This window comes from Myxococcales bacterium (assembly GCA_016706225.1).
Taxonomy (GTDB): domain Bacteria; phylum Myxococcota_A; class Polyangia; order Polyangiales; family Polyangiaceae; genus JADJKB01.
In genome coordinates, this window is sequence record JADJKB010000005.1 from 215,249 (window position 1) to 239,954 (window position 24,706).

Consider the following 24,706-nt stretch of genomic DNA (forward strand, 5'->3'; position numbering starts at 1 on the left):
CCGCGCGGGGCGGGTTTCGTGGGTGTTCTTCCGGCCGCCCCTCGCTCCCTGCGCAACCGCCGGCACGGGCGACCGAAGGCCGAGCTACGATGAGTGGGATGAAGCGCGGCGCTTGCTGGACCGTGGTCGTGTGCGCCGCGGCGCTCGCACCCTGGGCCTGTAGCGGCGACGACGGCGACTCAGGGAGTGCTGGCGGCGGAGCGGCGGGTCACGACGCTGGTGGCAGCGAGGTGTCGGATCAGCAAGCGGAAGAGGCCGCCCCGCCGGGTGACGCAACGGACTCTTCTGCCGTGAGTGATGCCCCCACCGAAGCCGAGGCAGAGGCTGCCAGCGCCTGCCCTGCGGACATGCAGCTCGTCGAAGATTATTGCGTCGATCGCTTCGAGGCTCCGAACGTGGTCGGAGCGTTGCCCTTGGTCATGTACACGTTCACCGAGAGTGAGGCCTGGTGTCAGGCTCGGGGCAAACGCCTGTGTTTCGACGACGAGTGGACGCGTAGCTGTGCGGGACCGAGCGGTGCCAAATACCCCTACGGGGACGCGCACCAGCCCGGAACGTGCAATGACGAGGAGAGCTGGAAGCTCTACGATCAGTCCAAGCTCAACGGCTGGCCGTGGAGCGTCTCGAAGCCGAACATCGAGACGTTGACTCAGCTCCTGGATGCCGCTCGGGCGATCTCGCCCTCGGCGAAGATCGCGGCTGATCACGTAGAGACGTTGTACCAGGCGGAGCCGAGCGGTTCGAACGGAGCCTGCGCGGGTCCGGACGCGGTCTTCGATCTCTGCGGCAACGTGGAGGAGTGGACGCGGCGCCGGGATGGCGGTTCGGGTCCGGAGCTCTCCGGCTCGCTCAAGGGTCGTTACTGGGCGGAGTCGCGCACGTGCCAAAACGCCGTGACCAACCACGGAAACAGCTTCCGTTTCTACGAGATCGGGTTTCGCTGCTGCAAGGGCGTCGAGCCGGGTTAAAGGGGCGCGCCCCGGGCAGGCCGCAATTGTCCGTGCAGAAGGCTGCGGGCACCGCTACCATCAGCAAGGCTTACCCTCGGAGGACTCGATGACGCGATGGCTCAGCGCGGTGGTCTTGATGGGGGGACTCGCGTCCCTCGCTTTCGGCTGCGGGGGCGATGACGGGGGCGAGGTCGTCGGTGGTGGCGCGGCAACGTCGACCGGGGGCAAGGGCGGAACCAGTGGCGCGGGCGGAAGTGGCGGCTCGAGCGCCGGCTGCACCGACGATGTGGACTGCGGAGCAGGCAAGTTCTGTTCGGTATCGAACACCTGCGCGCCGACCGGAACGTGTGTCGCCGACGGCGACTGCGAGTCCGGGAACTTCTGTAGCTCCACCAAGGCGTGCATCCCGACCGGAACGTGTGCTGCAGCGGGGGACTGCGGAGCGGGGCTCACCTGCGACGCGGCGACCCAGAAGTGTGTGCCCGGCGGTGGGTGCGGCGCCGAGGAGTTCGCCATCGAAGCCGTGGCGCCCAACATGTTCATCTCGCTCGACCGAAGCTGTTCGATGACCGGTGCTGGCGGCGGCGGGAAGACCAAGTGGGTGATCGCCGTCGATGCCCTCAACCAGATGATGACGACCTTCAATGGCAAGATCCGCTGGGGCATCGGGCTCTTCCCCGACATCACCGGCGACAAGTGCACACAGGACGCGCCGGCGTTCGCGGTGGCGGACGGCAACGAGTCGAAGATCCAGGCGCTCTTGACCGCGGCGCTGCAGAAGGCCGACAAGTATTTTCCCGACGGCCCGTGTGTGACGAACATCGACACGGCGATGCAGCAGGCGAGCCAGGAGCCGGCGTTTCAGGACACCACGCGCAAGAGTTACGCGCTGCTGATCACGGACGGAGCCCAAGCGGGCTGCTCGGCGGCGGGGGGTGATGCGGGTACCGAGAAGATCATCACCCAGATGAACGCCGCGGGAGTCTCCACCTTCGTGCTGGGTTTCGGGACCGGCATCGACGCCGCACAGATGAACAAGTTTGCGATTGCCGGTGGCGTCCCCAACAACGATCCGACGGCGCCAACCGTCAAATACTACAAGGCGGACGACACCCAGAGCCTGCAAGCGGCGCTGGGGAAGATCGCCGGCAGCATCATCGGCTGCACCTTCACGCTCAGCACCACACCCAAGGATCCGAGCAAGATCTTCGTGTTCTTCGACAACGTCAAGGTGCCACAGGACAAGACCCACCAGGCTGGATGGGACTACGACGCGGCCACCAACCAGCTCACGTTCTACGGGGTCGATTGCGACAAACTGAAGTCGCAGTCCGTCACCGACGTCGACGTGGTGTTTGGCTGTGATCAGCCGACTCCGGGTTGAGACGAGCTCTGGATGGACGGCAATGACTCGACGCATCCGCTGATCGGGCGCGTGCTGGGCAACAGCTACCGCATCGTCCGTTGCATGGCAGAGGGTGGCATGGCCAGTGTGTTCGAGGCCGAGCACGTGCGGCTGAAACGGCCGATTGCGGTCAAGGTCATCGCGCAGCACCTTGCGGGAGACGCCGATGCCGCACTGCGGTTCCAGCGTGAGGCGGAGACCATCAGTCAGCTCCACCACCCCAACATCGTCCAAGTCACGGATTTCGACGCTACCCCGGAGGGAGAGCTCTACCTGGTAATGGAGCTCTTGCAGGGCGAGAGCCTCGCCACGCTCCTCGCTCGAGAAGGCACGCTGGAGTTCAACCAGGTCGTGTTGATCGTCTGGCAGATCGCCTCTGCGCTCGCCGAAGCTCACGCGAAGGGTCTGATCCACCGGGACCTGACGCCGGCGAACGTGTTCATCACGACCCGGCCGGGTCAGCCACTGTTCGTCAAGCTGCTCGACTTCGGCATCAGCCGCGCGGTGGTGGGCGGGCGCAAGATCACCCGACAGTTCGAGGTCGTTGGCACAGCGCAGTTCATGGCGCCCGAGCAGGCCATCGGGGGTGAGATCGGCACGGCCGTCGATCAGTTTGCGCTTGCGTGTGTCGTCTACCGTTCGCTCACCGGCAAGCTCCCGTTCGTGGGAAAGAGCCCCACGGAGACGCTCCAGTCGGTGGCTTTCTCACACCCTGTCCCGCTGCGCCAGCTCCGGCCGACTCTGCCGGCTGGCATCGACGCCGTGATGGCGCGCGCGATGTCGAAGAGCGCCGCGGAGCGCTACCCCCACGTGAGTGACTTCGCCGTCGCGCTCACCCGTGCTGCTGACGCAAACATGGAAGTGAGCTTCAGCAGCGCACCACCCCCGCTCGTGAACACGGCGGGGGCGCAGCCGCTGGCCATTGCGCTGCTCGATCCGCTTCGACCCGTTGGAGGCGACGCGGTGACCATGCGCCATATGCCAGAGCCGTCGATGCTCGCGGAGTCTGTGGCTGCCGCGGAGCGCGCGCTCTTGCAAGGGGACATTGGGGCTGCGCGTGGTTTGTGTGCGGTGGCCGAGTCCCACGCCGACATGGGTGCGGGGGGTGAGCTCGCGCAGCGCTTGGAGGCGGTCTACGAGGGACTGCTCGGCGGTACGGAGCGGGCGGTCAAGGTCGTCGAGGACACCAAGGACGGACTCAGTCCGCGACAAGCCTTCCTGTTGTCCCGCATCGAGAGCGGCTCGGTGGTGGAAGACCTGCTGGACATTTCGCACTTGCCGCGGCGCGAGACGCTCAGCCTGCTCGTCGCGCTGACCGACGCCGGCCACATTCGGCTCAGCTGAGCCCGAGTCCGCGTTCGCAATCGCAATCGCGCCGCATCTGCACTTGCGCCAGCTCGAGCTGCCCCAGCGGCGTCCGCGCCCAGCGCCCGCGTCCGCTCCAAATTCGAGCGCCAGCCCGCGCCCGCTTGGTGCAGCTCCGCCGGCCACTGCTGGAATTTTCGGCGTTTCTTTCCCAGCACGCCCCTTGCACCTCGGCGGCCCATGCCGTCCGCCGACCCCTTCGCGCCGCCCGTCGAAACGCGTCTGGTCTGGAACACAGGCTCCCGAGAAGAGAGCTTCCGGCTTGTCGGCTCCCACCGCATCGGGCGCCACCCAGCCAACGACATCCAGCTCCTCGATAGCGTCGCCTCGAAGGTTCATTGCCGGATCGAGCGGCGCGGAGACGCTCACTATCTGCGCGACCTCAGGTCGCTCAATGGGACGTACCTCAACGGGCAGCGGGTCCGCGGTGAGTGTCGCCTGCACCACCGCGACGTCATCGCCGTCGGCTCGACGACGCTGCGCTTCGAACAGGCGAGCTCGCCGCTCAGTCCAGACGCCAGCGTCGCTGCTGACCACCGGTTCGTGTGCGCGGTCGGCGGGCTGCTCGACGCGACGAACGTTGCAGCAGCCTTCACCGGTGCGCTCAGGGTCGCCATCGATCTTGCGCGGGCTGACTGGGGCGCTCTGATCTTGGTCGAGCCGGCCGGCATGCAGGGCCTCGCGCCGATCACGTTGCTGCCCGGGAGCTGTGCCGCACCCGAGAAACCCGAGTTCGACGTCGCTCTCATCGGGCAGGCGCTGACGAGCGGAGCGATTGCCCAGCGTGTGGAGTCGGAGGGGAACGCTTACCGGAACTGGCGGCCTCGAACACGAGTCGCCATCCCGCTGGTCGTCGCGAACATCGCGTTTGGGGTGTTGTGGCTCGAACGGCAGGGCAGCGAGCCGGTCCGCGCCTGGTCCGAAATCGGGTCGATCGGCAAGCTTGCCGCGCTGGTTGCAGCGGCGCTCGAGGCGAGGCTTCGCGGTCTTGCCGCTCCCCGCCCGGATTGACCGAGTGCGGGCTCTGCCCCTTGGATCGCTCGCTGGCGGAGCCGGTCAGGGGGTCTCGTCCGGCGGCGTGCCTGGGCGCGTCAGCAGTCTGAGGGAGCGTGGGCTGACGCGGATCCGGGCGCCATTTTGCAGCTCGCGTCGTCCGGCTCCGCGCCCGTCCGGCCGGGCCGTGTCCACGAGGTCGCTCCACGGGCCGCCGACCCGATCGGGAAGGCGAAACGCCAGCGGCTCGTGGTGGGCGTTGAACATCACGTAGAAGTGATCGTCCAAGACCTTCTCCCCACGCGAGCCGGGACCGAGGCCATCACCGTTGAGAAATACGGCGAGCGATTTGGCGAACGCAACCTGCCAGTCCCGGTCGGTCATCGGTTTCCCGTCGGGTCGGAACCAGCCGATGTCCGAGAGGCCGTCTCCTCGCACGTCGTGCCCGGCGAAGAAGCGGCGCCGGCGAAAGACTGGGTGTTTCGTCCTGAGCGCGACGATCATGCGGGCGAACTCCAGCATGCCCTGGTCCGCGTTCTCCCAGTCGAGCCACGAGACGGGCGAGTCCTGGCAGTAGGCGTTGTTGTTGCCGTGTTGAGTTCGACCGAGCTCGTCGCCCGCCGCGATCATCGGCACACCCTGCGAGAGTAGTAGTGTGCCAAACAGGTTCTTTTGCTGGAGCGCGCGCAGCTCGAGCACGGTCGGGTCGTCCGTCGCCCCTTCGGCGCCGCAGTTCCAGGAGCGGTTGTGGCTCTCCCCGTCGCGGTTGTGCTCGCCGTTCGCCTCGTTGTGTTTCTCGTTGTAAGAGACGAGGTCGCGCAGCGTGAAACCATCGTGGGCCGTGATGAAGTTGATGCTCGCGTTCGGGCGCCGCGAGGTCCAATCGTAGAGGTCGGAGCTGCCGGTGTAGCGGTAGGCAAACTCGCCCAGCAGGGCGTCACCGCCCCGCCAGAAGTCGCGCAGGGTGTCGCGATAGCGACCATTCCACTCGGACCACTGCGCCGGGAAATTCCCAACTTGATAGCCGCCCTCACCCACGTCCCAGGGCTCCGCGATCAGCTTCACGCCGCGCAGCAGCGGGTCCTGCTGGATCAAGTCGAAGAAGGCCGACAGCCGGTCTACCGCGTGCAGTTCCCGCGCCAGAGCGCTGGCCAGGTCGAAGCGGAAACCGTCCACGTGCAGCTCGCCGGCCCAGTACCGAAGTGAGTCCATGATCAGCTGCAACACGTGCGGATCGCGCATGTTGAGGCTGTTGCCGCAACCCGTGTAGTCGACGTAGTAGCGCGCGTTTTCCGGGGATATTCGGTAGTAGGCCGCATTGTCGAGCCCCCGGAAACACAGCGTTGGGCCAAGCTGATTGCCCTCGGCGGTGTGGTTGTAGACGACGTCGAGGATCACCTCGAGACCGGCGGCGTGCAGCAGGCGCACCATCTCCTTGAACTCTGCAACCTGCTCACCGGGGCGACTGGCGTAGTCGGCGTGCGGCGCGAAGTAGCCGATGGTGTTGTAACCCCAGTAGTTGACGAGCCCGCGCTCCGCCAGTGCGTGGTCGTGAATGAAGTGGTGAACGGGCAAGAGCTCGACGGCGGTCACACCCAGGGCGAGGAAATGCTCGATCATTGCCGGGTGTGCCAGCCCCAGGTAGGTGCCGCGCAGCGAGTCTGGAATGCGAGGGTGGAGCTTGGTCATGCCCTTGACGTGGGCCTCGTAGATGATCGTGCGGTGCCAGGGGGTGCGCGGTCGTGTGGCTCCCCGCCAATCGAAGTACGGATTGACGACCACGGACTTCGGTACGTGAGCGGCGCTGTCGTCCGTGTTCATCGCGCCGTCGGGTTCTGCGAACCGATACGAGAACAAGCTCTCGCCCCAGGTGAGCTCACCGTCCAGCGCGCGCGCGTAGGGGTCGAGCAGCAGTTTGTGCGGATTGCAGCGCAGTCCGCGCTCGGGAGCGTAGGGGCCGTGAACTCGGTAGCCGTAACGCTGTCCGGGCCGCACGGAGGGCAGGTAGCCGTGCCAGACGTCGCCGGTTGCCTCGACGAGGTCGAACCGAGTCTCGGTGTTCCGCCCGTCGAACAGGCACAGCTCGACGCGTTCAGCGATCTGGCTGAAGAGCGCGAAGTTCGTGCCCGAGCCGTCGAACAACGCGCCGAGCGGGTAGGGCTCACCGGGCCACACCTCTGCCGCCTTCAAGCGTAGCCTCCGTCGATCACGGCCAGGGAATCGCCGGGCATTTGCAGCACCCCATCCGACAGCGTCACGTTCGGCTGAGAGGCGAGCAATACCCCGCGCTTGCCGGCACGGAGCGAGGTCCGAGAGGGCGAGAGGCTGGCCACGATGGTCGTGCGTTCGCGCTCGATTCGCAGCGCCTCTCCGACGCTGACCCGCACGGAGCCGAGGTCCGGGTTACGAAGATCCGAGCGCTCCTGCCGAAGAGCGAGCAGGCACTTGTGCCAGTCGAGCATCGCACGATGGGGCTCTCGGTCGAGCTCCGTCCAGACCAGGCGGGATCGGACGAAGGTCTCCTCGCTCTGCGGGTCCGGGACGTCGGCCTCGGGCCAACCGAAAGCCGCGAACTCCTGCCTGCGGCCCTTGCTCACTGCCTGACCGAGCTCGAGATCCGTGTGGTCGGTGAAGTACAGAAACGGGGTCGACGCGGCCCACTCTTCGCCCTGAAACACCATCGGCACGAAGGGTGACGTCAACACCAGGCCGGCGGCGATCTTGGCGCGCTCGTGCCCGGCTAGGGCGACCAGCCGCTCACCCAGGGCGCGATTGCCGATCTGATCGTGGGTCTGGGCGTAGGCGAAAAACCGATCGGCCCCGAGCCCATCCGCTGAACGCCCGTGGCGTCGGCCGCGCGACACGCTCTTCTGGCCGCGGTACACGAAGGCGTGCGCGAGCGCCTCGGCGACGTGTTCGACCTCACCAAAGTCCACGTAGTAGCCGGCGCGCTCGCCGCTGAGCCATGCATGCAGGGCGTGGTGCAGATCGTCGCTCCACTGCGCGTCGAGGCCGTAGCCCCCGCGCGCGTCTGGCCACAAGAGTCGGGGATCGTTGAGGTCGCTCTCTGCCACCAGCACCAGCCGGCGACCGAGCTCGGTTGCGCGCTCGGCGACTCGCTGACGCAGCTCCTCCAGGAAGTGCAGCGCCGAGCGGTCGTAATAAGCGTGCACTGCGTCGAGGCGCAATCCGTCGACGTGATAGTCGGTGAGCCAGGCGCAGGCGTTGTCGCAGAAGAAGCGCCGCACCTCGTCGCTGCCTGCTCCGTCGAGGTTCACGGCTTGCCCCCAGGGCGTCCGATATTCGTCGGTGAAGTACGGAGCAAAACGCCCGAGATAGTTCCCGTCGGGTCCGAGGTGGTTGTAGACGACGTCGAGCAACACTCCCAGGCCGCGAGCGTGACAGGCGTCCACGAAGCGCATCAGGCCTTGGGGCCCACCGTACGCGCGATGAACCGCCCAGAGTCCGACCCCGTCGTAGCCCCAGCCGCGCTGCCCCGGGAAATCAGCTACCGGCATCAGGCTGACGTGCGTCACGCCCAGGTTCACGAGATGAGTCAGTCGCTCGGCTGCACCTTCGAAGGTGCCCTGGGGCGAAAAGGTGCCCAGGTGTAGCTCGTACACCGCGCCGCTTCCCAGAGGCGGCGCCGAAAAACCCGCGTCGGTCCAGGGGAAACTCCCGAGGTCCACGATGCGCGACGGCCCGTGCGGTCCCGCGGGCTGCTCGCGGCTGCGTGGATCGGGCGTGTGCGCGCCGCCGTCCAACGAGAACCAGTAGTCCACGCCGGGCGCGAAGCGGGCGTCGGTTGCGCGATGCCAACCGTCGCCATCGGCGTGCATGGGGATCTTCACCTCGCCGACGACGACGTCGGCGCGCTCGGCGAGCGGTGCCCAGACTTCCAGCGTCCTCATGCACCCTCTCGTTCGAGCAGCGCGACCGGGAATCGCCCGAGCAGCTCTGCGACGCGGTGTTCGCCCGCATGCCAGCTCTGACCGCTGAGCACATCGCGCCAGCTCCCCCGCGGAACACTGAGAGTGGTGTCCTGCCAGCCCCGCTCGGCGACACCCAGACACAGGCGAGGCGCCAGCGTGAGCACGCGATCGGAGCGCATGAAGGCCACGACTCGGTCCGCGCGCGGGCCGGATGCCAGCACGGGTTCGTAGGCCGCGCCCACGAAGTGTTCGGGCGCCCGCTTGCGGAGCGCCAAGGCCCGAGCCGTGACCAGAAACTTCGGCAGCCCCTCGTTGCTACGCGCGAGGGCCGTCTCGGCCGACATCGAGCCGACCTCTTGGAGCAGGCGCCGTCGGAGCTGGAAATCCACCGGCCGACGATTGTCCGGATCCGTGAGGCTGAGGTCCCACAGCTCGTTGCCCTGATACAGGTCCGGCACACCTGGCGCGGTCAACAGCAAGAGGTGCTGCGCGAGCGCGCTCGAGCACCACGCGGGCCTCAAGAAGCCCACCAGCTGCTCGATCTCGCGCCGGACCGACTCGTCGGTGAAACACGCTCGGCAGAAGGCCGCGAGAGCCTGCTCGTAGCGAAGGTTGGGGTGTGTCCATGCCGTGTGGGTCTTTGCCTCACGCACGGCCTTGAGCATGTGGTTCTCCAAGCGCTCTGCCGTCACGGGTGCAGCTCCGACCCAGCTCTCGAAGAAGTAGTGGAGGGTCGCACGATCGAGCGGTTCTTCGACGTAGCGTTCTGCCTTCTCCCAGACCGCGTCCAGCGTGTCACCCCAGTACGTCGCGCACTCCGACAGCAGGCAGAGTCGCGCGCGCACGTCGGCGCTGCGTTTGGTGTCATGCGTCGAATTGGACAACATGGAGTGGGGCAGCTCGGTCGCGCGCCGAGCGCACTCGGCGTGGAACTGTTCCAGGCTGACGCAGGGTTCGCCCGGGTCGTGTCCGACCTCCAGAGTGCACAACAGATGCCCCCAGGCGAAGAACGCCGTGTCCTCCGCGCCCTTGGCCATGGCGGGCCCGGTCAGCTGTTGAAAGCGCAGCGCGAGATCGGTCTCCCGCGGGCCGGTGCGGGTCCCGTTCAGGACGGGAGTCAGCACGTCCAGGAGCTCGGGGTCGATCTCGGGCCGCTCTCGGCGCACACGCGACAGCGCGGCGTGGAGCAGCTCGGAATCGGCGGGTCGAGGGGGATGTCCCGCGCGCAGGTACGTCCGGTAGACGGGCATGCAGGCCGCGATCTCTTTCAGCGCCTGTCGGATCTCCTCCGTCGTGAAGTCTCGTGACTCACGGTGCTGCTCGCACAGCGCCCGGCCGACCACCGCCAACCGGTCGAGATCGGCGCCGAGCAGCTCCCGCAGGGCCTTGCGTTTGTTCTCGCGCACGAACTCGCTGAAGTCTCCCCGGGCCTCGCCGCTGAACCGCTCGAACACCACCGCCAGCGCTCGGGAGCCCTCGGGATCGAGCTGAAGGCCCGTCAAGAAGCGCATGAAATCGTAGCCGGTCGTCCCGTCGACGGGGAACGTCTCCGGCAGCCGCTCGCCCGGCTCGAGGATCTTCTCGATCACGAGCCAGGCGTCCGGCGCACTCTCACGCAGCCGTCGCAGATAGGCTTCCGGATCTCGGAGACCATCCGGGTGATCCACCCGCAGGCCGTCGGCGATGCCCCGCCGTACCCAATCCAGGACCAGGCCGTGCGTCTCGGCGAACACCGTTTCGTCTTCCACGCGCAGCGCGGCGAGCTCGCTCACGTCGAAGAAACGCCGGTATGCCAGATCGTGCCGCGCCGCGCGCCAGTGTGAGAGTCGGTAGTTCTGCCGCTCGAGCAGCGCGTCGAGGCGCTCGAAGTCGGACACGATCGCCGAGAGCTCGCGGTCCACCGCTGCGCCGACCTCGGGTTGCTCACGGAACAAACGCGCAAGGAGCTGACCGAGCACACGCCGGTCACGCTCTCGCGCGCGCACCTCGGCCGGGTCGGTCGTTGTCGGGGCGGGCAAGCGCGCCACTGCTTCCGCGCAGAACCGCAGCTCATCCGACCCGCAAGCGATGGCTGCAGCTTCGAGCACCTCCGGCAGGGACAGTGGCGCCATGGGCAACGTGCGATCGTAGACAACGACCACGAAGTTGCCGCCGCGTCGCTCCAGGCGAATGTTTCCCGCCTCGAGCTCGGTGCCGTAATGTTTACCGAGGATCGGCAGCAGCACGCGGTTCTCGTGTTTCTGCTCCAGCGCATGCCAGTCGACGTCGAAGTACGATGCGTACAGGCTCGCGCGGCCGTTTTCCAGGATGTCCCACCACCAGCGGTTGGCGTCCGTGCCGATGGACATGTGGTTCGGCACCAGATCGACGACGACGCCGATGCCGCGGGCGCTGAGAGCGGCGTGCATGCGCTCGTGCGCTGCCTCGCCGCCCAGCTCCGCGTTGACTCGGGAGTGATCCACCACGTCGTAGCCATGAGTGCTACCGCTTGCGGCCTGCAGGTGCGGGGACAGATAGGCGTGGCTCACGCCGAGCGCCTCGAAGTAGTCCGCCAGCTCGCCGGCCTGATCGAGCGTGAATTCTGGCTGAAGCTGGAGCCGATAGGTGGACTTGGGGATCTTGCGCATCAGAGGTCGAAGTCTCGAAGCTGAGAGGTTACCAGAGTTGCTCTCGCCGACTGAAGCGGCGGTCGCCAGCAGCGAGCTGACGCTTCGGCCTCGTCGCCGGCCTCCGCGCGCTCGAACGCCAGTGCGGGCGAGCTCGGTGGTTCCCTGCCCACGCCGCTCACGGCCCCGCAGACGAGTCTTCTTCGCACGAAAGCTGCAAAGTGGAAAGCCCAAGCCGAGGCGTGCGTATTTCCGGAGCGACGAGGGCCGGCAGTTTGGCAGTGAATTCTTGGATTTCCGCTAAGCTCGCGTGCGAGGTGCAGGTCATGCAGTCTTCGAGCCCGCGACGCGATCACGTCGTCTCCGTGTGTGCACGTGGCGCGGCACGGCCTCCGCGTCCTCGGCCGCGTTGGCTGTCTCTCTGCGTGTGCCTGACGCTCTGGAGCTGTGGTTCCGACGATGGCGCAGGCGGCGGTGGCAGCGGCGGTGCAAGCGGCGGCAGCGGTGGCGCCGTGGGGGGTGCAGCTGGAGCGTCGGGTGGCAGCGGCGGGGCAACCGGCGGTAGCGGTGGCGCGGGCGGCGCGTCGGGTGGCGTGGGCGGCGCGGCGGGCAGCGGTGGCAGCGGTGGCAGCGGTGGCAGCGGCGGCGCGTGTGGTGCGATCACGACGTTCGCCACGGGGCTCACTCCGACTCAAGAGCTGCACGTGAGCGCGAGTGGTGACGATGCGACGGGTGACGGGTCGTTGCCAAAACCGTTCAAGACCATCCAGAAGGGCGCTGCGCTCGCCAAACCCGGGACGGCCGTGCGGATCCACGCGGGCACCTACAGCGGCGGTACCTACCTGAGTGATCTCGCCGGTTCGGTCGGCGCGCCAATCTGGATCGGCGGCGCGCCGGGCGAGAAAAAGCCCATCATCGACGGAGGAGGTGAGGGCGTGCACCTCACGAAAGTGCGCTACCTCGTGCTGCACGATCTCGAGGTAAAGGGCAGCACACAGAACGGCATCAACGTCGACGACGGCGGCGACTACGCCAACGCGGAAGCCACCCGCTTCGTGAGCTTCGTGGGGCTGGACATCCACGATGTCGGGTCCGGCGGCAACGAGGACTGCCTCAAGCTCAGCGGGCTCGACGACTTCTGGATCGTGGATAGCAAGTTCGCCCGTTGCGGCGGAGCGGGGTCCGGCAGCGGGATCGACCACGTTGGCTGCCATCACGGGCTCATCGCTCGCTCGACCTTCACACAGATGAGCGGTAACGCCGTCCAGGCGAAGGGTGGGAGTGAGGACATCGAGATCCGTGCGTGCTCGATGCAAGACGCCGGGGAGCGTGCGGTGAACATGGGCGGCTCGACCGGATTTCAGTTCTTCCGCCCACCGCTCTCCGCGAGCTCTCCGAACTTCGAAGCCAAGAACATTCGAGTCGTCGCCAGTGTCATTTCCGGCTCGACGGCGGCGCTGGCATTCGTGGGTTGCGTCGACTGCCTGGCCGCAAACAACACCATCGTCGATCCGAACAACTGGATCTTGCGCATCTTGCAGGAGACCACGACCAGCGGGGGGTACGGGTTCTTGCCCGCGGCAGACGGGCGCTTCGTGAACAACTTGGTCTACTTTGATCGCAGCGCGCTCTCGACCTACGTGAACGTGGGAGCAAACACCCAGGCGGCGAGCTTCCAGTTCTCGAACAACCTCTGGTTCGCGCACGACAACCCGAGCCAGTCGGCTCCCACGAACTTGCCGGCGGCCGAGGTTGCTGCGGTGACGGGGCAAGACCCCGGGCTCGCGAACCCGGCCAGCGGAGATTTTTCGATCTCGGCCACGAGCCCCGCAGCAGGCAAGGGAAAACCCCTGACTGAGGTCACCGGCGACTTCACCGGCAAGTGTTATGCGTCCACGCCGTCCATCGGCGCGTTCGAGCCTCTGCCCTGAGCCCGAGCGCGCGAGCGGGTTACGGTGTTGCGTTCGCGGTCATGGCGATTGCGTCGCTGTCCGCGCTGCCGCTGCTCCGGCCTCGGCGCCGAGACTCGGACAGCGCTCCTGGGTCGACCTGATAGCGAACGCTGCACGGCGGTCAGGCGCATGTGCGTCAGCACGTGGCGTTCGCGTCTGCGAAGGCTCTTGCCCGCTGTGCGACGAGCTACCGCGCTTGTGCTACACCCCGACGTTCTGGGAGGTCACATGGACGCGGGACGTGTCGTAGCTTTTGCACTGTTGTCGGGATTGGGTCTGGTCGGCTGCGGGGGCGACGACAGCGTTGGCTTCGGCTCCGGCGGAGCGGCGACCGGTGGCGGAAGCGGCGGCGGTGTGACGGGGGGCAGCGGCGGAAGTGTGAGCGGCGGAAGCGGCGGCGCGATCGGAGGAACCGGCGGAGCCAGCGGCGGAGCGTCCGGCAGCGGCGGCGTCAGCGGGTCGGGTGGCGCGACGGGTGGCGCGGCTGGTGCCGGTGGGAGCGGCGGAGCCAGCGGAAGCGGCGGCGCCAGCGGAGCCGGCGGAGCAACGGGCGGTACCGGCGGAGCAACGGGTGGTACCGGCGGAGCGACGGGCGGCACCGGCGGAGCGACGGGCGGCATCGGCGGAGCGACGGGCGGCACTGGTGGAGCGACGGGTGGCAGTGGCGGCGGCTGCACGACGGACCCTCAGTGCAACGACAATGACGCCTGCACCAAGGACACCTGCAGCGCCGGTACCTGCTCGAACACCAAGCTCGATATCGACGACAACAACGCTTGCACCACGGATCTGTGCAACCCCACCACGGGTGTGAGCCATGTCGGCGAGACGACGCTTTTCTCGGAGGATTTCAAGAACAACTCGGCGGGTTGGAAGCTCGGCACCGAGTGGGAGATTGGCGTATCCAAGGCCTCCACGAACGCGGCGTTCGGCGGCAACGACCCCGCAAACGACCACTCCCCGAACGCCGACAATGGTGTTGCCGGTGTCGTGATCGGCGGTTTCCCTGCCAAGACCGTGCACGGGTTCTACTACCTGGAGAGCCCGAACATCGACACGACCCAGGCAACCCCCGGGGCGTTCGTCGAGCTTCGGCTCTGGCGCTACTTGAACGCCGACTACACCCCCTACATGCGCAGCCGCGTCGAGGTCTGGGACGGCACTGGCTGGGTGGTGCTCTGGAACACGTTGGACCAGACACAGCCCAACGTCCTGATCGACGCGCCGCCCCGCGGTGTCGGTTGGTATCCCATGTCGTTCGACGTCACGGCCTACAAAAACCAGCAGTTCCGCGTGCGGTTTGGCTTCGATATCGGCAGCGTCCAGGTCTACAGCCTGGGCGGCTGGACGCTCGACGACGTCAGCGTGGTGTCGAGCCCGGTCAAGACGGACGCCGACCAGTGCACGACTTCGACCTGCAGTCCGGCGAGCGGGGCAGTGTTCACGAAGCAGCCTCTCGACGACGCGGATCCTTGCACCATCGACAATTGCACGACGCCCGGAGGGCTGTCGCACGTCCCGAAGACACGGGTCTTCTCCGAAGACTTCTCGGACAACAATGCCGGCTGGACACTCGGTACCCAATGGGAGATCGCACCCGCGAAGAGCAGCAGCTGTGCGAGCGGCAGTTGTGGTGGTGAAGATCCGAGCTCGGATCACAGCGGGACGAACGACAACGGTGTGGCGGGTGTCGTCGTGGGTGGCTGCACCGGAACCACGGTCCACGGCGACTACTGCCTGACGAGCCCATCAATCAACACGTCGCTCGAGCCGGGCGCGGTGACGTTGGGTTATTTCCGTCACCTCCACTCGGACGAGGTCGGCTACATGGTCAGCCATGTCGACGCCAGCAAGAACGGCGGAAGCAACTGGACTCAGCTCTGGTCGAACGGCAATGCGTGCATCGACGACGCGCAGTGGACCGTCCAGAGCCTGGACGTCACCGCCTACAAGAGCACCAACTTCAGGGTCCGCTTCTGTTACTCGGTCCTGCAGTCGGGTGTGTTCAACAGCGGCGGTTTCAGCGTCGACGACGTAGCGCTCTACGATCCGGCCTGCATCAAGCCCTGAGCACCAATCAACGTGCTAATGGCGGAACACGCCCCAGCTGGTGGTGCCCGCCACCGGCGCGGTGTGCGCCGCGGACAGCGCGATGCCGACGATGCTGCGGGTGTCGCGCGGGTCGATGATGCCGTCGTCCCACAGCCGCGCAGTGGCAAAAAACGGCTCGCTCTCCTGGTCGATCTTCAGCTCGATCATCTGTTTGGCCATCTCGAGTTGCTGCTCGTCCACGGCGACCCCCTGTTTTGCCGCCGCCTCGCGTCGGATGATCTCCAGGACGCCCGCCAGCTGTTTGCCGCCCATCACGGCGATGCGGTGGTTGGGCCAGGTGAACAGCAACCGCGGATCGTAGGAGCGCCCGCACATGGCGTAGTTGCCCGCGCCGTAGCTGGCGCCGATCATGATGGTGATGGCGGGCACGGTGCTGTTCGAGACGGCGTTGATCAGCTTCGCGCCGTTCTTGATGATGCCCTCTTGCTCGTACTTCTTCCCGACCATGAAGCCAGTGATGTTCTGCAAGAACAACAGCGGGACGTTGCTCTGATTGCAAAGCTGGATGAACTGCGCGCCCTTGTTGGCGCTCTCGGAAAACAAGATGCCGTTGTTGGCCAGGATCCCCACCGGGTACCCGTGGATGAAGGCCCAGCCACAGACCAGCGTCGAGCCGTAAAGCGCCTTGAATTCGGAGAACCGAGAACCGTCGACCAGCCGCGCGATGACCTCCCGCGCGTCGAAGGGCACACGCGTGTCGGCGCTGGTGATGCCGAGCAGATCTTCGGCATCGAAGCGGGGCGGCTCGACGTCGCGCCCAGGCTCGGGTCCCTGTTTCTTCCAGTTCAGGTGAGCCATGATCTCCCGCGCGATGCGGATGGCGTCGCGCTCGTCGTCCGCCAGGTAGTCACTCACACCGGAGATCTTGCTGTGCATCTCGGCGCCGCCGAGGGACTCGTGATCGGTCTCCTCTCCCGTGGCCATGCGCACGAGCGGCGGCCCGGCGAGGTAGACCTGCGCCTGCTGCCGAACCATCACGACGTAGTCGCTCATGCCCGGCACGTAGGCGCCGCCGGCGGTTGAGCTGCCGAACACCACACATACGGTCGGGATCCGCTCCTCCGAGCGACGGGTCAGGTCGCGGAAGCTGCGGCCGCCGGGCACGAATATCTTGTGCTGATTGGGCAGATCCGCCCCGGCGCTCTCGATCAGGCTGATCCCCGGCAGACGATTCTGCTCGGCGACCTCCGCCAGCCGCCGGGTCTTGCGCACACCAAGCTCGTTGATGGCGCCGCCTCTGACGGTGGACTCGCTGGCGGTGATCACACACTCGACTCCGCTCACGACCCCGATGCCGCCGACCATGCTCGCGCCCGTGGAGTGGTCGTCGACCTCGTGGCCGGCCAAGGCGCAGAGCTCGAGGAAATGCGCGTCGCGATCGATGAGCAGCTCGATGCGCTCACGCGGCAGCAGCTTGCCCGTGCGTTTGTGCCGCTCGACGTACTTTGCGCCGCCGCCGGCGCGGGATTTCTCGAGCGCCTCGGCGAGCTTGGCCAGGCTCTCCAGGTTTTTCTCGCGGTTTGCGCAGAACTCCGCGCTCTTCTTGTCGACCTTCGTGCGGAGGACGGGATAGGCCTGCTGCATCTTGCGCTGACGCTAGCATCGGCCAGCGGCTCAGGTCATGGGCTTCGACACCGCGCGCAAGTCCCGAGAGTCGGAGTGTTGCCCTCTCAGCGTGTGTCCCGACGATGGCTGCGGCGGCAGGACGGGTGGGTACAGTCTTGTCCCGACACCAGCTGGGCGACCAAGCGCTCGACGGCGCCCAGCTGAAACGGTTTGAACAAGACGGGGCAGGTCACGCGCGTCAGGCGCTGGGCGAGCGCGGGGTCGAGCACTCCCCCCGTCATGAAGGCCCAGTGCGCCTGTGTGTCCGCCGGCATCGTCGTGTAGAGGTCCAGGCCCGACTCTTCGGGCATACACACGTCACACACCACGGCGTCGCAGTTGAGTGAGGCCAGGGTCCGCCGGCCCGCGGCCGCCCCGTCCGCAACCTGGACCTCGTAGGTCAGGGACAGACAGGCCCCGAGCTGGCGTCCGAGCAGGACGTTGTCGTCGATGACCAGCACACGCGGTCGTGGGGACAAAGCCGGGTCCGCTGCCATGGGTTGCTCGAACGACCGTTCGCCTTTTTGGGTTGGTGGCGCCCCCTGCTGCCCCCAGGCCAGCGAAAATGCGCGCCTGCGCTGCGGCTGTCACCTGGCGTTTGGGCCAGGGTGGGGGCCAGGGCCACCTGGCCGGAACGCCAGTTGCGGGGGCGCCGGCGCCGGGCGAACTCCGTAGTAGTGCCGGGCACCCCCACCAGCTCGAAGCCGCCTCGCAAACGCGCTGAGCGCCGCCGACCGACGCGTGGCTCCCGGGACCCCGGCTCCGGTGAGCTGCGCTTGCACGGCGGCCGCTTTCACACCGCGGTCTACGAGATCAAGTTGCACGGGGGTGATCTGGTCGAGTTCGACCCGCTCGTGCTCGGCCCGATGCACCGGTTGTCCACGCGTTGTCACGAGACGCTGTTCAACTCCCCGGCACCGTGTCCAGGTTGTCCGGTCCTCGGGCAGACGCGAGCGACGAAGCAACCCGCGGTGCTCGCCTCTGCTGCCGGCGGTCATCGTGTGGCCATCGCCGAGCCGCTGGGCGACAGCCGCTACCGGATGCTGGTTGTCCAGCTCTCCGACGGGCTCATCAGCGCGCTTCAGCGCGCGCGCCTGGATCAGCGCGCACGGCGGGCAAAGCTGTCGGTTCGAGAGCTCGCCGTGCTCGATCTGTTGTTGCTCGGTCGAAGCGCTGCGGACATGTCCCGTGCGCTCGGCATCACCGAGCGCACGGCGCGCTTCCACGTCGCGAACGTGCTCGGCAAGCTGGGCGCCGAGACGCGCTCGGATCTGTTGCGCCTGCTGCTCTAAACGTCAGAGCTGTTTGCCGTCCACCTCGGTGATGGCGAGCTTCGCGACGTCGACGTCGTCGAGGCAGCGCACGTTCAGGGCGATCATGCTCGAACCATCGCGCCCCTTGCCGCGGCCGAAGGACTGGATGCCGCAGGTCTTGCAGAACAGGTGGGCGACCGCGTGCCGGTTGAACCGGTACTCGGAGAGCGCGTCTTGCCCGGAGCCGAGCGTGAAATCCGACTCGGGCACGAAGCTCAGCAAGAAGCCCTTTTTCGAGCAGATCGAGCAGTTGCACTGCATCACCTGGGCGAGCTCCGTCGTGACTTCGAAGCGGACCTGTCCGCAGTGACAGCCGCCGGAGTACCTGCGTCGTTCGCTCATTCTTGCTCGCCTCAGCTCTCTGGCTCGATGAAGCCGTAATAACGGCCCATCCAGTAGGTAACCAAATAGTCCGCCGGTGACCAGACCTTGCGCGGATCGGCGTCGCAAGCGCCAGTCCCGTAGGGTGACCCCCACCACACGAAGCGCGCGAGGCAGCGCTCCGCGACCGGGCGCGGGTAGTCGGTCATCGGCTCACCGGAGCGGTCCTTGCACACCTCGACGCAACTGGTTGCGGGGCAACTACTCGCGACGGGCAGCTTGTGTGCGGGGAACTGGCGGAGCATGCAGTTGCCGTTCTTCACGGCGCTGCTCTCGCCGCCGTCGCCGCCGGGGCCGAGCTTCTTGGCGGCTGCGTAGATGAAGTCGAAGAACGCGTTGTTCTGCTCCGACAGCGGTCGCTGGTAGTCGGGTGGATCCCACATCTCGCCTTCGAGTACGGCTTGCACCTTGGTGCGCACGATCGGATCGTGTTCGCCCCAGAGCAGCGAGTGGAGCGACAGCATGTGCATGCTGTAGTTGTTCCAGTTGGCCTTGCAGCCGAGGTTCAGGCCAGTCGGCGACAGCACGTCGTCGTAGGGCTTGTTCGTGGCACCCAGGTGCCCAATGCAGCGTCTCCCCGCTGCGCTGCAGCAGGCAATCCTGGTAAAAGGCCTCGTACTTCTGGATGCCGGTGGCGAGCGCGATGGTCTTGATGAAAGACAGGCTCATCGTGGCGTTGTAACCGCCGAAGAACGAGCCAGCCCAGAGCCTGCCGTGCTCCGTCACCCGCCCGTCCCAGTCGACGAGGGTGAGCTGATGTTCGATCAGGTGATCGCCGACCTGCACGAGCAACTGCTTGACGATGGCTTGAATGTCCGCGTCGTCGACCAGCTTCGCAACCGCGCCGAGGCCAAACATGTGACCGGCATATTCGTCCTCGCTGACGTTATCGAGGAAGCAGTAGCCGGCGAGATCTGCGAGCCCGCACACGTTGGACTTCTTCCACGCGAGTGTCGTGGCATCGACGCTCTCGAGACAGCCGTCGTCGCCGACCTTCACCCAGCGGTTGTCGTCCTTCTCGACGTCCGGCACGTAGGCCTGTGGGTCGCTCGGGCAGGCGATGCCCTGGATGCCGGGTGGAATCAGCTGCCGGGTGAAGATGCCCGGAACACCGGTGACACGCATGCGTGTGACTTCCCCTGCGAGCAGCAGCTTCAGCATGTCGAGGGCTGCGGGGTCTTTCGTTGCTGCCCAGCGATAGGCCTCGGCACCGAGGTAGAGCGCGCTCCAGAGCCCGTCGTTCTCGCCGCTCTCCCAGCTCGCGACGTCCTGCCAGGTCGCTGACGTCTCGGCCACTCCCGCCTTCGTGCAGTCGCTGCCAGCACAGGGCAGCTTCACGTCGCTCATCCAGCCGAGCTTCGGGTGTACGTGCAGGCGGCGCGAGACCTCCTCGAAGTATTCGGCTTTCTGGCGGAGCGACTCGGCTGTGGCCTTGGGCTCACCGGTGCACTGATCGAACTTCGGATCCCCAAAGCGCCAGGGGTCCACGCAGCTTCCGGCCTCGCACAGCTTGCCTTGGTCCCGCATGCACTCGGTCGCCTTCCATGCGCCGTCCTCGCAGCGCTGCAGGGTGAAGGCGTCGGGCGAACACTGCACCGCGCCGGCGCTGCATTCGGGTTCGGACGAGGATGGAGTCGTGTCCTCGCCCGAACAGGCGACGGCCGTGACGGCCGCGAGCAGGTACGAGTGCCAGAGCCGCCCCCGAAGCATGCGCGAAGCGTAGCGCGCCACCCATCCGGCGTCGCGTCCGATCACCCTCAGCGTCGGGTGGCGAGCATGCGGCGCGCCGTTTGCGCCAACGGGCCCGGGGGCACCAGGATGAAACCTGCGCCCTCGGCGTCGAACAGCGCGAGCCCATCGCCCTCCGGAAGCGCAGCGAGTTGCTCTCGGCTGGAGACGCCAATCGCGGCGCTGCCGAGCCGCCGTTGGTGCTCCCAGAGTGCCTCTTGCTGGTCCAGCGACCGGACCTTGGGCCAGGCCACGCCGCAGCGGTGCAAGCTGGCTCGGGTCTGCTCCCGCGGCTCACCACAGGCCGCGAAGCTCGCGGCGAGGCTCTCGACGTCGGCCTGGGTCGATGCGCGGATCTGAGCGAGTGTTGGTCGCAGCGTCGCGAGTAGATGAAGCTCCCGCAGGCCGAGCAGGAGCGCCAGGGCCAAGAGAGCCTGATTCACGCGCTCGGGTAGACGCTGGGGGGCACGAGTCATGCGCACGTAGACCAGCCCGACCGTGACGAGCAGGACGACGGGAGAGAGCAAGCGAATGCGCATTGCTTCGTACTGGAAAGTCATGCTGCTCTGGAGCGCGAGCTCGACCGCGAAGGCCGCGCCCACGCCCGCGCTGCGGCGGACCAGTGCGTAGAGCGCGAACAAGGTCGCGCCGTTCAGCATGACGAACGGCACACGCAGCGAGCGCTCCGGATCCGTCGCCTCTTCGAGCTGAACGACCTCACCCGCATCGAAGGGTACGACCGTCGACAGCCAGTAGCGCAGCACGGCGCCGCCAACGAGGGTCGCGACCAGCAGCCCTGCCTCGAGCCAGAACGGATCCCGGGTCTTTGCCAAGCGCTTCAGTACCCGAACATTTTGCGCCGCTCGGCGTGGGGATCTGCGAGCAGAATCTGGTCAATCGGCTCGATCAGCTCGGGATGGGATTGCTTCCAGGACATCGGCGCTCTCGCGTCATCCTACTCCGGCTGTGCTCACCGCTCGCAAGGAGACCTGTCATGCATCAGCCCATCCGGGTCGCGCTCGTCGGGCGCCGGCTCGAGCACAATGAAAACCTGGGGCTTTCTTACCTGGTGGCGGCGCTTCGCCGCGCCCGGATCGATGTCGAGCGCCACTATGTGAACGACGCGGCTGAGCTCAAGCAAGTGCTCATGGGTCTCAGCTTCCCGTGTCTCGCCAGCTTCGAGGTCTGCGCCGAGCACGTCATCATCGAGTGACAAAAGCCGGAGCAGCGGGCTTTTTCCGGGCTTTCTCCCGGGGACTCGCTAGCAGTCGCCGAGCCCGGCTCCCTCGGCTAGGCTGCGCGCCGCGCCGAGCGCCGAGCCATCCGATGTCGCCCGACACCGTCCATCGCATCGAAGTTGCAGTCCGCCACGAGTTGCCGGATCCCCGAGGCTCCGGCGTCGCGGAGACGGTGCGGAGTTTCCTCCAGATCCCCGTGAAGCGCGTGCGGACGCGCGACGTGTACCACGTTGCGGCAGAGCTGACGCTCGCCGAGGCCGAGCGGGTCCGCGCCGAGTTCACCGATCCAGTGTTACAGGTAAGCGCACTCGGCCGTATCGAGGGTGAGCCTTTCGACTGGGCGGTTGCTGTCGCCTACAAGCCGGGAGTGACCGATCCCGTTGGCAAGAGCGCAAAGGTCGCTGTCGAGGACACACTCGGCCGCCGTTTGCCGGAGGGTGCGGCGGTCTTCACCTCGACACTCTTCCTGGTCGATGGTGTGGACCGGTCGCAGGCCGAGCGCATCGCGCTGGAGTTGTTGGCCAACCCCGTGATCCAGACGACTCGCATCGAAGCGCACGCCGAGTTTGAACAGAGTGCGCCCGACGTCTCGGTCCCGCGGGTGCTGGGTGCAGGGCGCACGGACGCCGAGGTGGTGGACCTGTCCGGTAGCGATCGGGAGCTGGAGCAGCTCAGCCGGGAAAAACTTCTGGCGCTGTCGCTGGGCGAAATGCGGGCGATTCGCGAGCATTTCGCGGCCGAGGGCAAGACCTCGCGGCGGCTCGAGCTCGGGCTCACCAGTTCACCCACGGACGTCGAGCTCGAGTGTTTGGCTCAGACCTGGAGTGAGCACTGCAAACACAAGATCTTCAACGCCAGCGTGCGCTATCGCGAGGGTGACGGTGAACCCGAGCCGATCAATTCCATCTTCAAGACGTTCATCCGCGGCACGACCGAAGCGGTGGACCGAGCGGCCATCGAAGCCGAGGGAAAAAGCTGGCTGGTGTCGGTGTTCCACGACAACGCCGGAGTGGTCGAGTTCGATGAGGAGGTCCACCTCGTCTACAAAGTCGAGACCCACAACTCGCCGTCGGCGCTGGACCCGTATGGTGGTGCCATCACCGGCATCGTCGGCGTGAATCGTGATCCCTTCGGCACTGGCTTGGGCGCAGAGCTGCTGTCGAACGTCTGGGGTTACTGCTTTGCGTCGCCCTTCTTCTCGGGCACGTTGCCCAAGGGGCTGCTCCACCCGCGCCGCATTCGCGATGGGGTGCACAAGGGGGTCATCGACGGTGGCAACCAGAGTGGCATTCCCTACGGCCGCGGCTGGGAGATTTTCGACGCGCGCTTCGTGGGCAAGCCGCTGGTCTTTTGCGGCACGGTCGGTGCGCTTCCGGTCACGATCGCCGGACGTCCGGGCCACGAGAAAGCGGCAGAGCCCGGTGACGCCATCGTGATGGTCGGCGGGCGCATCGGAGCCGACGGCATTCACGGCGCGACGTTCTCGTCGGCGGCGCTCGACGAGAGCGCGCCGATTCAGGCCGTACAGATCGGCGACCCCATTACGCAGAAGCGCATGTTCGACTTCCTCGTCGAGGCGCGAGACCGTGGGTTGTACCGTGCGATCACCGACAACGGCGCCGGCGGGCTCTCCTCCAGCGTCGGCGAAATGGCTGAAAAACCTGGTGGTGCCGAGCTCTGGCTCGAGCGCGCGCCGCTCAAGTACGCCGGCCTCGCGCCCTGGGAAATCCTGCTCAGTGAAGCCCAAGAGCGCATGACGCTGGCAGTGGCGGAAGAGCAGCTGCCAGAGTTGCTGGAGCTGGCGCGGCGGCGTGAGGTCGAGGCCAGCGTGATCGGCCGGTTTTCGGGCAGCGGGTACCTGCACGTGAAGTACGGCGCGGCGACCCTGGGGCTGCTCGACATGCGCTTCTTGCATGAGGGGGATCCCGATCTCGATCTCGAGGCCGTGTGGCGCGTGCCGCATTTCGAGGAGCCTGAAGGGCTCGCGACACCCGACCCCGGCAAGGCCCTGGTCGACATGGTGGGGCGCCTCAACCTGTGCTCGAACGAAGACAAGGCGCGCCACTACGATCACGAGGTCAAAGGCCTGACGGTGATCAAACCCTTCGTGGGGGTTGGCGCCGACGTGCCAGCGGAGGCCACGGTCTTCATGGCGCGTCACGGCTCGCTACGTGGGTACGTGCTGTCGGAGGGGGTGAACCCGTTTTATTCCGACATCGATTGTCACGCGATGGCGCAGGCGGTCGTGGACGAGGCCGTGCGGCGTCAGGTTGCGGCGGGCGCCCGCCTCGATCGCATCGCGCTCCTGGACAATTTCTGCTGGCCGGATCCGGTTGCCAGTCCCGACAACCCCGACGGGGCGTACAAGATGGCCCAGCTGGTCCGGGCGTGTCGCGGGTTGTACGAGGCCGCAGTCGGTTACGGCGCGCCGCTGATCTCGGGCAAGGACTCGATGAAGAACGACTCCCGCATGGGGGGCGTCAAGATCAGCGTGCCGCCGACGCTGCTGGTCTCGGCCATCGGGCGCATCGACGACGTGACGACCTCGCTCACCCTCGAGCCGAAGCTGGTTGCGGACGTCGTCTATTTGCTCGGGGCGACGCGGGACGAGGGCGGCGGAAGTGAGTATTTCCGGTACCTGGGCGAGCTGGCCGGTCGCAGTGTGCCGCTGGGGCAGCCGGCGCTGTTCGTCGGCAACAAGGTGCCTTTGCTGCGGCTCTCTGAAACGCTGCCGCTCTACCGTGCGCTCGGCGCTGCAATCGCCGACGGGCTGCTGCACTCCGTGGCAGTACCCGCCAAGGGCGGAGTGGGTGTGGCGCTGGCGAAAATGGCAATGGGGTCACGGCTCGGACTGGAGATCGATCTGGCTGCGGCCGCAGAGCTCGACCACCTTGGCGTAGCGACCGCGCTGTTCAGCGAGTCGCTGGGTCGATTCCTCGTGACGGTGGGCTCGGAGGACACCGCTGCCTTCGAGGCGCGCATGGGCGGGTTGCCCTGCCAGCGCATTGGCAGCGTCGTTGCGGCTCCGCGACTCACGATTCGGCGTGGGGCGACGGCCCTATGTGACATCGAGATTTCGGCGCTCGCTTCGTCGTTCAAGCGCACCTTGGGAGGTGCAGCGTGAGC

At 66.8% G+C, this 24,706-nt stretch carries 18 protein-coding genes; 9 read left to right on the top strand and 9 right to left on the bottom strand.

What is annotated here, in order from left to right:
• Positions 1-98 precede the first annotated feature (98 nt).
• The 4 genes from IPI67_08800 (at position 99) to IPI67_08815 (ending at position 4,731) form a co-directional block, all read left to right on the top strand.
• Positions 99-968, top strand: coding sequence for an SUMF1/EgtB/PvdO family nonheme iron enzyme (locus IPI67_08800; GenBank protein ID MBK7580287.1), 870 nt, complete (start codon positions 99-101; stop codon positions 966-968).
• 88 nt (positions 969-1,056) lie between these two features.
• Positions 1,057-2,334 carry a VWA domain-containing protein gene (locus IPI67_08805; protein MBK7580288.1) on the top strand — a complete coding sequence of 426 codons (1,278 nt, stop codon included), beginning with the start codon at positions 1,057-1,059 and terminating at the stop codon, positions 2,332-2,334.
• Positions 2,335-2,346: 12 nt separating this feature from the next.
• Entirely contained in the window at positions 2,347-3,699 is a 1,353-nt protein-coding gene (locus IPI67_08810) for a serine/threonine protein kinase (GenBank protein ID MBK7580289.1), read from the top strand.
• Positions 3,700-3,900: 201 nt separating this feature from the next.
• Positions 3,901-4,731, top strand: coding sequence for an FHA domain-containing protein (locus tag IPI67_08815; GenBank protein ID MBK7580290.1), 831 nt, complete (start codon positions 3,901-3,903; stop codon positions 4,729-4,731).
• A gap of 45 nt (positions 4,732-4,776) precedes the next feature.
• Here the strand turns inward: IPI67_08815 and glgX are convergent, their stop codons facing one another.
• Genes glgX through treY form a run of 3 tightly spaced genes read right to left on the bottom strand, consistent with a single transcriptional unit; the run spans position 4,777 to position 11,272 of the window.
• Complete coding sequence (gene glgX, locus IPI67_08820; GenBank protein ID MBK7580291.1) at positions 4,777-6,903, bottom strand: glycogen debranching protein GlgX; 2,127 nt, start codon at positions 6,901-6,903, stop codon at positions 4,777-4,779.
• The gene (gene treZ, locus IPI67_08825; protein MBK7580292.1) at positions 6,900-8,624 is read right to left on the bottom strand and encodes a malto-oligosyltrehalose trehalohydrolase; all 1,725 of its coding nucleotides are present in this window, start codon (positions 8,622-8,624) and stop codon (positions 6,900-6,902) included. Before treZ ends, glgX begins: the two co-directional genes overlap by 4 nt.
• Complete coding sequence (gene treY / locus IPI67_08830) at positions 8,621-11,272, bottom strand: malto-oligosyltrehalose synthase (GenBank protein ID MBK7580293.1); 2,652 nt, start codon at positions 11,270-11,272, stop codon at positions 8,621-8,623. The genes treZ and treY overlap by 4 nt, the downstream gene beginning before the upstream one ends.
• Before the next feature lie 404 nt (positions 11,273-11,676).
• Here treY and IPI67_08835 point away from each other — a divergent pair, with 404 nt between their 5' ends.
• Entirely contained in the window at positions 11,677-13,182 is a 1,506-nt protein-coding gene (locus IPI67_08835) for a DUF1565 domain-containing protein (GenBank protein ID MBK7580294.1), read from the top strand.
• Positions 13,183-13,431: 249 nt separating this feature from the next.
• Complete coding sequence (locus IPI67_08840; GenBank protein ID MBK7580295.1) at positions 13,432-15,273, top strand: hypothetical protein; 1,842 nt, start codon at positions 13,432-13,434, stop codon at positions 15,271-15,273.
• A 15-nt stretch (positions 15,274-15,288) separates the two neighbouring features.
• Here the strand turns inward: IPI67_08840 and IPI67_08845 are convergent, their stop codons facing one another.
• A complete protein-coding gene (locus IPI67_08845; GenBank protein MBK7580296.1) occupies positions 15,289-16,899 on the bottom strand; it encodes an acyl-CoA carboxylase subunit beta in 1,611 nt (536 codons plus the stop codon).
• An 86-nt stretch (positions 16,900-16,985) separates the two neighbouring features.
• Positions 16,986-17,417 carry a response regulator gene (locus IPI67_08850; protein MBK7580297.1) on the bottom strand — a complete coding sequence of 144 codons (432 nt, stop codon included), beginning with the start codon at positions 17,415-17,417 and terminating at the stop codon, positions 16,986-16,988.
• Positions 17,418-17,786: 369 nt separating this feature from the next.
• On the opposite strand from IPI67_08850, the gene IPI67_08855 reads away from it, so the two are divergent.
• The gene (locus IPI67_08855; GenBank protein ID MBK7580298.1) at positions 17,787-18,212 is read left to right on the top strand and encodes a helix-turn-helix transcriptional regulator; all 426 of its coding nucleotides are present in this window, start codon (positions 17,787-17,789) and stop codon (positions 18,210-18,212) included.
• Positions 18,213-18,215: 3 nt separating this feature from the next.
• On the opposite strand, the gene IPI67_08860 is transcribed toward IPI67_08855, so the two are convergent.
• From IPI67_08860 to IPI67_08875, 4 genes are read right to left on the bottom strand one after another with little or no spacing between them, the layout of a single operon-like run.
• Positions 18,216-18,575: a GFA family protein gene (locus tag IPI67_08860; protein ID MBK7580299.1), complete on the bottom strand. Its 360-nt coding sequence runs from the start codon at positions 18,573-18,575 to the stop codon at positions 18,216-18,218.
• Between the two features lie 11 nt (positions 18,576-18,586).
• A complete protein-coding gene (locus IPI67_08865) occupies positions 18,587-18,859 on the bottom strand; it encodes a hypothetical protein (GenBank protein MBK7580300.1) in 273 nt (90 codons plus the stop codon).
• Positions 18,816-20,324, bottom strand: coding sequence for a hypothetical protein (locus IPI67_08870; protein ID MBK7580301.1), 1,509 nt, complete (start codon positions 20,322-20,324; stop codon positions 18,816-18,818). The genes IPI67_08865 and IPI67_08870 overlap by 44 nt, the downstream gene beginning before the upstream one ends.
• A gap of 47 nt (positions 20,325-20,371) precedes the next feature.
• Complete coding sequence (locus IPI67_08875) at positions 20,372-21,175, bottom strand: hypothetical protein (protein ID MBK7580302.1); 804 nt, start codon at positions 21,173-21,175, stop codon at positions 20,372-20,374.
• A 161-nt stretch (positions 21,176-21,336) separates the two neighbouring features.
• On the opposite strand from IPI67_08875, the gene IPI67_08880 reads away from it, so the two are divergent.
• Together IPI67_08880 and IPI67_08885 are read left to right on the top strand one after the other, a co-directional pair.
• Positions 21,337-21,555, top strand: a complete 219-nt coding sequence (locus IPI67_08880) for a hypothetical protein (GenBank protein MBK7580303.1) — start codon at positions 21,337-21,339, stop codon at positions 21,553-21,555.
• A 113-nt stretch (positions 21,556-21,668) separates the two neighbouring features.
• Positions 21,669-24,704, top strand: coding sequence for a phosphoribosylformylglycinamidine synthase subunit PurS (locus tag IPI67_08885; GenBank protein MBK7580304.1), 3,036 nt, complete (start codon positions 21,669-21,671; stop codon positions 24,702-24,704).
• Positions 24,705-24,706: the final 2 nt, after the last annotated feature.

Coding starts and splice junctions, on each gene's coding strand:
- treY (MBK7580293.1), bottom strand. CDS start 11,272: ATGCGCAAGATCCCCAAGTCCACCTATCGGCTCCAGCTTCAGCCAGAA.
- IPI67_08850 (MBK7580297.1), bottom strand. CDS start 17,417: ATGGCAGCGGACCCGGCTTTGTCCCCACGACCGCGTGTGCTGGTCATC.
- IPI67_08845 (MBK7580296.1), bottom strand. CDS start 16,899: ATGCAGCAGGCCTATCCCGTCCTCCGCACGAAGGTCGACAAGAAGAGC.
- IPI67_08880 (MBK7580303.1), top strand. CDS start 21,337: ATGCATCAGCCCATCCGGGTCGCGCTCGTCGGGCGCCGGCTCGAGCAC.
- IPI67_08800 (MBK7580287.1), top strand. CDS start 99: ATGAAGCGCGGCGCTTGCTGGACCGTGGTCGTGTGCGCCGCGGCGCTC.
- treZ (MBK7580292.1), bottom strand. CDS start 8,624: ATGAGGACGCTGGAAGTCTGGGCACCGCTCGCCGAGCGCGCCGACGTC.
- IPI67_08805 (MBK7580288.1), top strand. CDS start 1,057: ATGACGCGATGGCTCAGCGCGGTGGTCTTGATGGGGGGACTCGCGTCC.
- IPI67_08860 (MBK7580299.1), bottom strand. CDS start 18,575: ATGAGCGAACGACGCAGGTACTCCGGCGGCTGTCACTGCGGACAGGTC.
- IPI67_08885 (MBK7580304.1), top strand. CDS start 21,669: ATGTCGCCCGACACCGTCCATCGCATCGAAGTTGCAGTCCGCCACGAG.
- IPI67_08870 (MBK7580301.1), bottom strand. CDS start 20,324: ATGCTTCGGGGGCGGCTCTGGCACTCGTACCTGCTCGCGGCCGTCACG.
- IPI67_08815 (MBK7580290.1), top strand. CDS start 3,901: ATGCCGTCCGCCGACCCCTTCGCGCCGCCCGTCGAAACGCGTCTGGTC.
- IPI67_08855 (MBK7580298.1), top strand. CDS start 17,787: ATGCACCGGTTGTCCACGCGTTGTCACGAGACGCTGTTCAACTCCCCG.
- IPI67_08810 (MBK7580289.1), top strand. CDS start 2,347: ATGGACGGCAATGACTCGACGCATCCGCTGATCGGGCGCGTGCTGGGC.
- IPI67_08840 (MBK7580295.1), top strand. CDS start 13,432: ATGGACGCGGGACGTGTCGTAGCTTTTGCACTGTTGTCGGGATTGGGT.
- IPI67_08865 (MBK7580300.1), bottom strand. CDS start 18,859: ATGCTCCGCCAGTTCCCCGCACACAAGCTGCCCGTCGCGAGTAGTTGC.